Origin of the sequence: Flavonifractor sp. An112, assembly GCF_904377885.1 — a bacterium.
GTDB lineage: Bacteria > Bacillota > Clostridia > Oscillospirales > Oscillospiraceae > Flavonifractor > Flavonifractor avicola.
On sequence record NZ_CAJFGT010000099.1, the window covers coordinates 1 to 7,652 of the forward strand.

Consider the following 7,652-nt stretch of genomic DNA (forward strand, 5'->3'; position numbering starts at 1 on the left):
GTGTACCGCCTTCAACGCCGACTTCGACGGCGACCAGATGGCCGTCCACGTGCCCCTGTCCGCCGAGGCCCAGACCGAGGCCCGGGTGCTCATGCTCTCCGCCAACAACCTGCTGCGTCCTCAGGACGGCGGCCCCGTCACCGTGCCTACTCAGGACATGGTGCTGGGTTCCTACTACCTGACCTACGAGAAGTACGCCGAGCACACCGCCGAGGAGACCTATGACGACGTTGCCGCCGTCAAGGCCGCTCTGGACGCCGGCACTCTGAATCCCGGCGACCTGGTGTGGGTCAAGAACCCCGGCTCTCTGGACGACATCCCCACCTACGCCGGTATCTGTGCCGAGACCGAGGACGGTCAGCTGCCCCGCGAGGTGCTCCATGTCTTCGGCAGCGACATCGAGGCCCGTCTGGCCTACGACGAGGGCGAGCTGGAGCTCCATGTGCCCATCCTGGTCCGTCGTTCCGCCGAGGTGGACGGCGAGACCCGCTACAAGCTGGTGCGCACCACCGTTGGCCGCCTGATCTTCAACGAGGGCATTCCTCAGGATCTGGGCTTTGTGGACCGCACCGATCCCGAGCAGATGTTTGAGCCCGAGATCAACTTCGTGACCGGCAAGAAGCAGCTGGGCAAGATCATCGACAAGTGCATCGTCAAGCACGGCTTCACCGTGTCCGCCGGCGTGCTGGACACCATTAAGGCCAAGGGCTACAAGTTCTCCACCCGCGGCTCCCTCACCGTGTCCATCTACGACATGACCATCCCCGAGAAGAAGTACGGTCTCATCGAGAACACCGAGAAGGAGATCGTGAAGATCGAGCGCCAGTACAAGCGCGGCTTCCTGACCAACGAGGAGCGGTATCGCCTGGTGGTTGAGGCCTGGGAAAAGACCACCAAGGACGTGACCGACGCCCTGATGGCCGGCCTGGACCGCTACAACCCCATCTGGATGATGGCCGACTCCGGCGCCCGTGGTAGCTCCGCTCAGATCCGTCAGCTGGCCGGTATGCGTGGCCTGATGGCCGACACCTCCGGCCGCACCATCGAGATCCCCATCAAGTCTAACTTCCGTGAAGGCCTGTCCGTGCTGGAATACTTCATCTCCTCCCGAGGCGCCCGAAAGGGTATGGCCGATACTGCTCTGCGTACCGCCGACTCCGGCTATCTGACCCGCCGTCTGGTGGACGTGTCTCAGGAAGTCATCATCCGTGAGGACGACTGCGGCACCGACGACGGCATCATGGTCAGCGAGATCGTGGAGAACGGCCAGGTCATCGAGACCTTCGGCGAGCGTCTGAAGGGCCGCTATCCGGTGGAGGACATCTGCGATCCTCAGACCGGCGAGGTGCTTATCGACCACCACACCATGATGACTGCCGACGACGCCAAGCTGCTGGAGGCTCACGGCATCCATCAGGTCAAGATCCGCTCCGTGCTCACCTGCCGTGCCCGCAGCGGCGTATGTTCCAAGTGCTACGGCATTAACCTGGCCATCGGCGAGCCTGTGGGCGCCGGCGAGGCCGTTGGTATCATCGCCGCTCAGTCCATCGGTGAGCCCGGTACCCAGCTGACCATGCGTACCTTCCACACCGGCGGCGTGGCTGGTGGCGATATCACCCAGGGTCTTCCCCGTGTTGAGGAGCTGTTCGAGTCCCGCAAGCCCAAGAAGATGGCTCAGCTGGCCGAGGTGGGCGGCAAGGTCACTCTGGAGGAGGCCAAGCGCAACTCCATGTGCAATGTGACCATCACCGCCGATGACGGCGAGGTCGTCACCTATACGCTGCCCTATGCCGGCCTGCGTGTGAAGAACGGCGACACCGTGGAGAAGGGCTTCGCCCTCACCGAAGGCGCCCTCTATCCCCAGGACGTGCTCCGTGTCCGGGGCATCCACGCTGTGTACGACTATCTGATCCAGGAAGTGCAGAAGCCCTACCGTCAGCAGGGCGTGGATATCAACGACAAGCACATCGAGGTTATCTGCCGCCAGATGATGCGGAAGGTCCGTGTGGAGGACGCCGGCGACTCCGACCTGCTCTCCGGCTCCACCATCGAGCTCATCGAGTTCGAGGATGCCAAGGCCGCTGTTCAGGCCCGCATCGACGCCGGTGAGACCAACGACGGTATGGAGCTGCGGCTGCCCACCTGCACCCGTCTGCTCATGGGTATCACCAAGGCATCTCTGGCCACCGACTCCTTCCTGTCCGCCGCCTCCTTCCAGGAGACCACCAAGGTCCTTACCGAGGCCGCTATCAAGGGTAAGGTGGACCACCTGCTGGGCCTGAAGGAGAACGTCATCATCGGTAAGCTGATCCCCGCCGGCTCCGGCCTGTCCATGTACCGCAAATACGACCAGATGGACGACGAGGGTACCGCCCAGAGCGGCGAGGCCGTCGAAGAGATTGCCGAAGTCGTTGACGACGCTCCCGTTGTTGAGGAGCCCATTCTGACCGACAGCGCGGATCTTTAATCCCAATGTTTTGGGGGGCGTTGCAGCCATGCAGCGCCCCCTTTTTCTATCGTTGTCCCTGTCCCATCCGACCGACAATGAGGTATCACGATGAAACGATGCTCCCCTCTCTCCTTGTTCGCCGGTGCCGGCGGTCTGGCGCTGCTGTTTTTTGCCCTGTTTCCAATCTCTGAACTGTCCCGGGGCGGTCCGGGGGCAAAAGCCGCCGTCTTTGTACTGTTGACCGCCCTGGCCGTACTGGCGCTGTGGCTGCTCCACCGGTCGGGCTGTTCCCTGGACCGGCTATGTACCCTGCTGCTGCCCATCGGCCTGGCCTTCTTCCTCCGGGCAATCCTGCTGGACTATGCGGCAGATGACTACGAGATCTTCCTGTCCCAGTGGGTGGCCACCTTCCGGGACAACGGCGGCTTCGCTGCCATCAAGCTGCCCATCGGCAACTATAATGTACCCTACCTCTATTTCCTGGCCGCCATCTCCTACCTGCCGGTCCCCGACCTGTACCTCATCAAGCTCTTCTCCATCCTGTTTGATGTTCTGCTGGCCTGGGGCGGCCTGCGGCTGGTGCGCCACTTCACCGGTAAAGACAGCATCCGTCCCCTGGTATGCTTCTGCGTCCTGCTGCTGCTGCCCACTGTGGTGCTCAACGGCTCTCTGTGGGGACAGTGCGACGCACTGTACGGCGCGCTCACCCTCCATGCCCTGGCTGATGCGCTGGAGAACCGACCCAAGGCCTCCGCCGCCCTGCTGGGCGTGGCCTTCTCCTTTAAACTCCAAACGGTGTTCATCCTCCCCCTGTGGGCAGTGCTTTGGATCGCCCGGCGCACCCGGTTCCGGGACCTGTTGTGCTTCCCCCTGGCCTATGCCGTTACCTGCATCCCTGCTCTGCTGCTGGGCAAACCGCTGGGGGATATCCTGGGGGTCTATGTGGGCCAGACGCAGGAGGGCGCAGGGGCACTGAACTACAACTGCGCCTCCATCTTCTCCATGGTCCCCTACGGCACTCAAATTGACGAGGCTTTCGGCGCCCGCTTGGGCATTCTGGCGGCCTTTGCCCTGGTTTTGCTGCTGCTGGTGCTGGCCTTCTTGTTCCGGGACCGGCTGGACGATGGGGCTCTGCTGCTCTTCGGCATCACGCTTACGCTGGGCGTGCCCTTCTTTCTCCCCTATATGCACGACCGCTATTACTTCCTGGCTGACGTGCTCACCCTGGTCTGGGCCTGCACCCGTCCCACGGGCCTGCCTCCGGCAGTGCTGGTCCAGCTCTCCTCCCTCAGTGCCTATCTGACCTACCTGCGGATGAAATATACCCTGATCCTCACCCTGGGTGGTCAGATGTTCACCATGCTGTTGGAGAGCCTGATGGTACTGGCCGGACTCATCTTTACAGCAGTCCTGCTGATCCGGCATTTGTACGTCTCTTCCCCCTGTCTGCCTCAGGGTTTGGGCGAAAAAAACAAGAAATCCCGGAAAAGCGGTTGACGACTTGGAAACAATGTGTTACAATTTGGTTACAGTTTTTAAAAAGCAGTAACAACTTCCAAAAGGAGGCCAAAATGGCTACGCAAAGCATCCCTCTGACTTACAAGGGCCATCCGCTGCGTCGGAAAGACAGTCTGATCTATTACGGCAGCATGGCCGAAAAATATATCATTATGCTTCAGGTTCTGGACCAGAAGAAGGATCAGGATCTGGACATGGCCACCCGGGTATCCGTTCAGCTTCAGCTCACCGACCCTGACCTGAAGAGCCGGGACCGTGTGGTTAAGAAGACCGAGAAAGACAGCCTGTACGCCGCTATGGACGTGGCTTCCGTCTGGCTGGACCGTGCTCTGTCCGGTAAATAAGTTCCTACTCACCCAACGATCAGAACGGAGGAATTCTACCAATGATAACGCCTGCCAAGCTTCTGCGCACCACGCTCCTGACCGTCGCCGTTTCCGCCGTCTGTATGATCGGCGCTTCCGCCGCCAGCGGTGTGGGCACCGTCAATACCGACGCCCTTCGCCTTCGCAACGAGGCCAACACCACTTCCACCATCCTGGCTACCGCTTCCGAGGGTGACACCGTCGTCATTCTGGAGGACGCCGGCAACGGTTGGTACAAGGTGGACTACAACACCGTGGAAGGCTATATGTCCGGCGAATACCTGACGGTCTCCGCTCAGGCCGATGTGACCATCGGTTACGGTCTGGTTCAGACCGGCGGCTCCACCCTGAACGTGCGCAGCGAGCCTGGCACCACCTACAGCAAGGTGACCACCCTCAACGACAACGCGGTTGTCACCATCGTGGGTATCAATAATGGCTGGTACAAGATCAAGACCTCCAGCGGTGCTGTTGGCTATGTCAGCAGCGAGTATATGGTGACCTGCAAGGACTCCGCCGGTTCCCGCGGCGACGGCACCACCGCCGTGGCTGTGGCTTCCGACAGCAGCATGGGTCAGCAGATCGTCAGCTACGCCAAGCAGTTCCTGGGTGTGCCCTATGTCTATGGCGGCAACGGACCCAATAGTTTTGACTGCTCCGGCTTCACCAGCTACATATATCGCCACTTCGGCTACACTCTGAACCGCACCGCTTCTACCCAGCTGTCCAACGGTGTGGCGGTATCCAAGAGTGAGCTGCAGCCCGGCGATCTGGTATTCTTCCGTTACAATACCTCTTACCCCGCCTCTCATGTGGGCATCTACATCGGCAGCGGCCAGTTCATCCACGCCTCTACCAACAAGTATCAGGTGCAGATCGATCAGCTGATGACCGGCCACTACGCCAACGTGTATATCGCTGCCCGCCGCATTCTGTGATTTTTGCTTGGCAGGTAAAGATCATATCAAAGTTTTCGCCCCGCCTGCGTCAGCAGGCGGGGTGTTTCTTTCCTATTAAACCAGAAGGGAGCGTGCCCATTTTGAGCCGTTCTCCCGCCGTTGGCCATCTGCTGGCCCTGGCTGTCTCCATTGTGTGGGGCACCACCTATATCTCCACCAAGGTGCTTTTGGATGCCTTCCATCCGGTAGAGATCCTCATCTTCCGCTTTGTGCTGGCCTGGGCCATTCTCTTTCTCTGTGCTCCAAAGCCCCATCTGCCCCGCAGTTTCCGATCTGAGCTGCCTTTCCTGGGCGCCGCCCTGTCAGGGCTCACCTTCTACTCTCTGCTGGAGAATTACGCCCTCACCTTTTCCATGGCCTCCACCGTAGGCCTCATCGTCTCCTCCGCACCCATGTTTACCGCGCCGCTGCTGTGGCTGTGCCGTCGAACCACCCGGCCTGGAGCCTCCTTCTTTGTGGGCTTTGTTCTCGCCATGGCAGGTATCGCCCTCATCTCCCTGGCGGAGGGGGAATCCTTCGACTTCAACCCCATCGGCTGTCTGTTGGCCCTGGGCTCCGCTATCAGTTGGGGCATCTACGGTCTGTGTCTGGAGTCCGCCCAGCGTCAGGGCCTCAACGATCTGCTGGTCACCCGGAAGGTCTTTTTCTGGGGTGTCCTCTTTACCCTCCCCTTCTGCCTGGGTACCGGCATCACCTTTGATCTGACCCGGTTTGCCCAACCGGTGATGTTGGGCAATACGGTGTACCTGGGCGTGGTGGCCTCCGCTCTGTGCTTCCTGGCCTGGAATCGGGCCTCCGCCCTCATTGGCCCGGTAGCCACCAATGTGTATCTCTACCTGATGCCGGTGATCACCGTGGCCGCCTCCTTCCTCATCCTGGGGGAGCCGGTGACCCTTTTCACCCTGGGGGCCATCGTCCTCATCCTGGTGGGACTGTGGCTCTCCCAGCGCCGTTCCACCACCCTTGCCACCTGATGAAAAAGGGGCCTGCCGCAGCCGCGGCAGGCCCCTCTGTTTTATGTCAATTAAACATATTGTTGAGTACGATACGGCTCACTTGGTCCCCATCGAAGAAGAAGAGGATGGCCGCCCCCCAGCCCTCCGGGTCCGCACAGTACCACAGATAATCTTCCCCGGGATACAGGCCCCAGTAGTCGGTACGGGACAGCTTTTCCCCGTAGGCCGCCTCCACCTCCGCCCGGGTGGAACCCACCCGGATACCCCGGTCAGTAAAGAGATCGGTTCGTGTGGTCTCCAGACGCTGGATGGCGTAGCCGCCGTCGGCATTGCAGTAGCACAGGGCCGAAAGGCCCTCCCACTCCATTTGCTGCCACCAGTCCCCCGCCTGGTAGATGGGCTCGGCCCCCTCCAGAACGGTGACCACAGGCTCCTCCTGGAAAAAGCCTACCTCACTCCCCGGCCCCGCCGGGTTGGGGTATCCGTCCCGCCACAGGGCCACTGTCCCATCCACCAGATGGTATCCCTGCTCCAGCGCAGCCTGCTCCACCGTTTCCCTGGGCACACTTTCACCCAGGACGGTAGTCATGTCTCCTCCCTGGCCCAGTTGGAACACCAGCCACAGGGGTTCCGGGTAGGCATACCAATTCCCATCCTCCCAGCCGCTGCACCTTAGCTGATAGACCACACCGTAGGTCTCGTAAAGCTGCCGCAGGCCCAGGTAGGTTGCTTCATCGATCCGCATGGTGCGTCCTTCCGGCTGGAGCGGCACCTGGTCGGCAAAGAAAATGGACATATCCGCCGGCCTGTTGCTGTAAAAATAGGCCACTGCGGCGCTCTGGGCTGCCAGCGGCATGGGCGCGTCTCGCAGCATGGCGTCCGCCTCGGGGAAGGCGGTAAGGATGCCCTGCTCCAGCAGATGATACATCACCGCATAGTTGTAAGGCCCCACAGAAGCCAGGCGGGTGGGCTCCACCGTTTGGTAGTCCATCCCGATCAGTTCCCCCACATAGGTATAGTCCTCTCCCCGCCGGAAAAACAGCAGATCCACCGCCCGATGGGTATCCGGCACCGAGTAGGTCATCCGGTAGCACTCCATAGCATCATAGCCCTGCCACTCCGACGCCAGTTCCAGGCCGCTGAGATCGTCAAAGCAGACCCGCAGCAGCAGGCTGTCAGGAGGTGCGTGGTAGCCTTCCCCCTCCAGAAATACCTGGGCCTGGTTCTCTACTTGCTCCGGGATCTGTTGCAGCAGGAATCCGCCCTCCGGCACCCCGCCGGATGGGCCCCACTGATACCACAGGGGGGTATCAAAGCCGGTCAGTTCTTCCGCCGGAATGAGCAGCTCCTCCGTAAGCGGGTTATAGCGACGCCAGCTGCCGTCCGCATACACCAGCAAGCGCTG

Annotated in this window: 5 protein-coding genes and 1 pseudogene; 5 read left to right on the forward strand and 1 reads right to left on the reverse strand. The window is 61.0% G+C overall.

Annotation, left to right across the window (positions count from 1 at the left end; all coding sequences use genetic code 11):
* From IHN22_RS11895 to IHN22_RS11915, 5 genes and pseudogenes are all read left to right on the forward strand, one after another.
* A pseudogene (locus IHN22_RS11895) lies at positions 1-2,467 on the forward strand (DNA-directed RNA polymerase subunit beta'); the annotation flags it as partial.
* Positions 2,468-2,557: 90 nt separating this feature from the next.
* Positions 2,558-3,946 (forward strand): conjugal transfer protein TraL, encoded by a 1,389-nt coding sequence (locus tag IHN22_RS11900; protein ID WP_191435576.1) that lies wholly within the window; start codon positions 2,558-2,560, stop codon positions 3,944-3,946.
* Between the two features lie 74 nt (positions 3,947-4,020).
* On the forward strand, positions 4,021-4,311 hold the full coding sequence (locus IHN22_RS11905) for a hypothetical protein (RefSeq protein ID WP_087187735.1): 291 nt from the start codon (positions 4,021-4,023) through the stop codon (positions 4,309-4,311).
* 41 nt (positions 4,312-4,352) lie between these two features.
* Positions 4,353-5,270, forward strand: a complete 918-nt coding sequence (locus IHN22_RS11910; RefSeq protein WP_191435578.1) for an SH3 domain-containing C40 family peptidase — start codon at positions 4,353-4,355, stop codon at positions 5,268-5,270.
* Positions 5,271-5,371: 101 nt separating this feature from the next.
* Entirely contained in the window at positions 5,372-6,265 is an 894-nt protein-coding gene (locus IHN22_RS11915; RefSeq protein WP_191435580.1) for a DMT family transporter, read from the forward strand.
* Positions 6,266-6,311: 46 nt separating this feature from the next.
* On the opposite strand, the gene IHN22_RS11920 is transcribed toward IHN22_RS11915, so the two are convergent.
* Positions 6,312-7,652 (reverse strand): hypothetical protein (locus tag IHN22_RS11920; protein WP_191435582.1); only part of this gene is annotated, 1,341 nt, incomplete at its 5' end.

Bases quoted from the DNA above. Each gene is read 5' to 3' on its own strand.
- IHN22_RS11910 (WP_191435578.1), top strand. From the start codon at position 4,353: ATGATAACGCCTGCCAAGCTTCTGCGCACCACGCTCCTGACCGTCGCC.
- IHN22_RS11905 (WP_087187735.1), top strand. From the start codon at position 4,021: ATGGCTACGCAAAGCATCCCTCTGACTTACAAGGGCCATCCGCTGCGT.
- IHN22_RS11900 (WP_191435576.1), top strand. From the start codon at position 2,558: ATGAAACGATGCTCCCCTCTCTCCTTGTTCGCCGGTGCCGGCGGTCTG.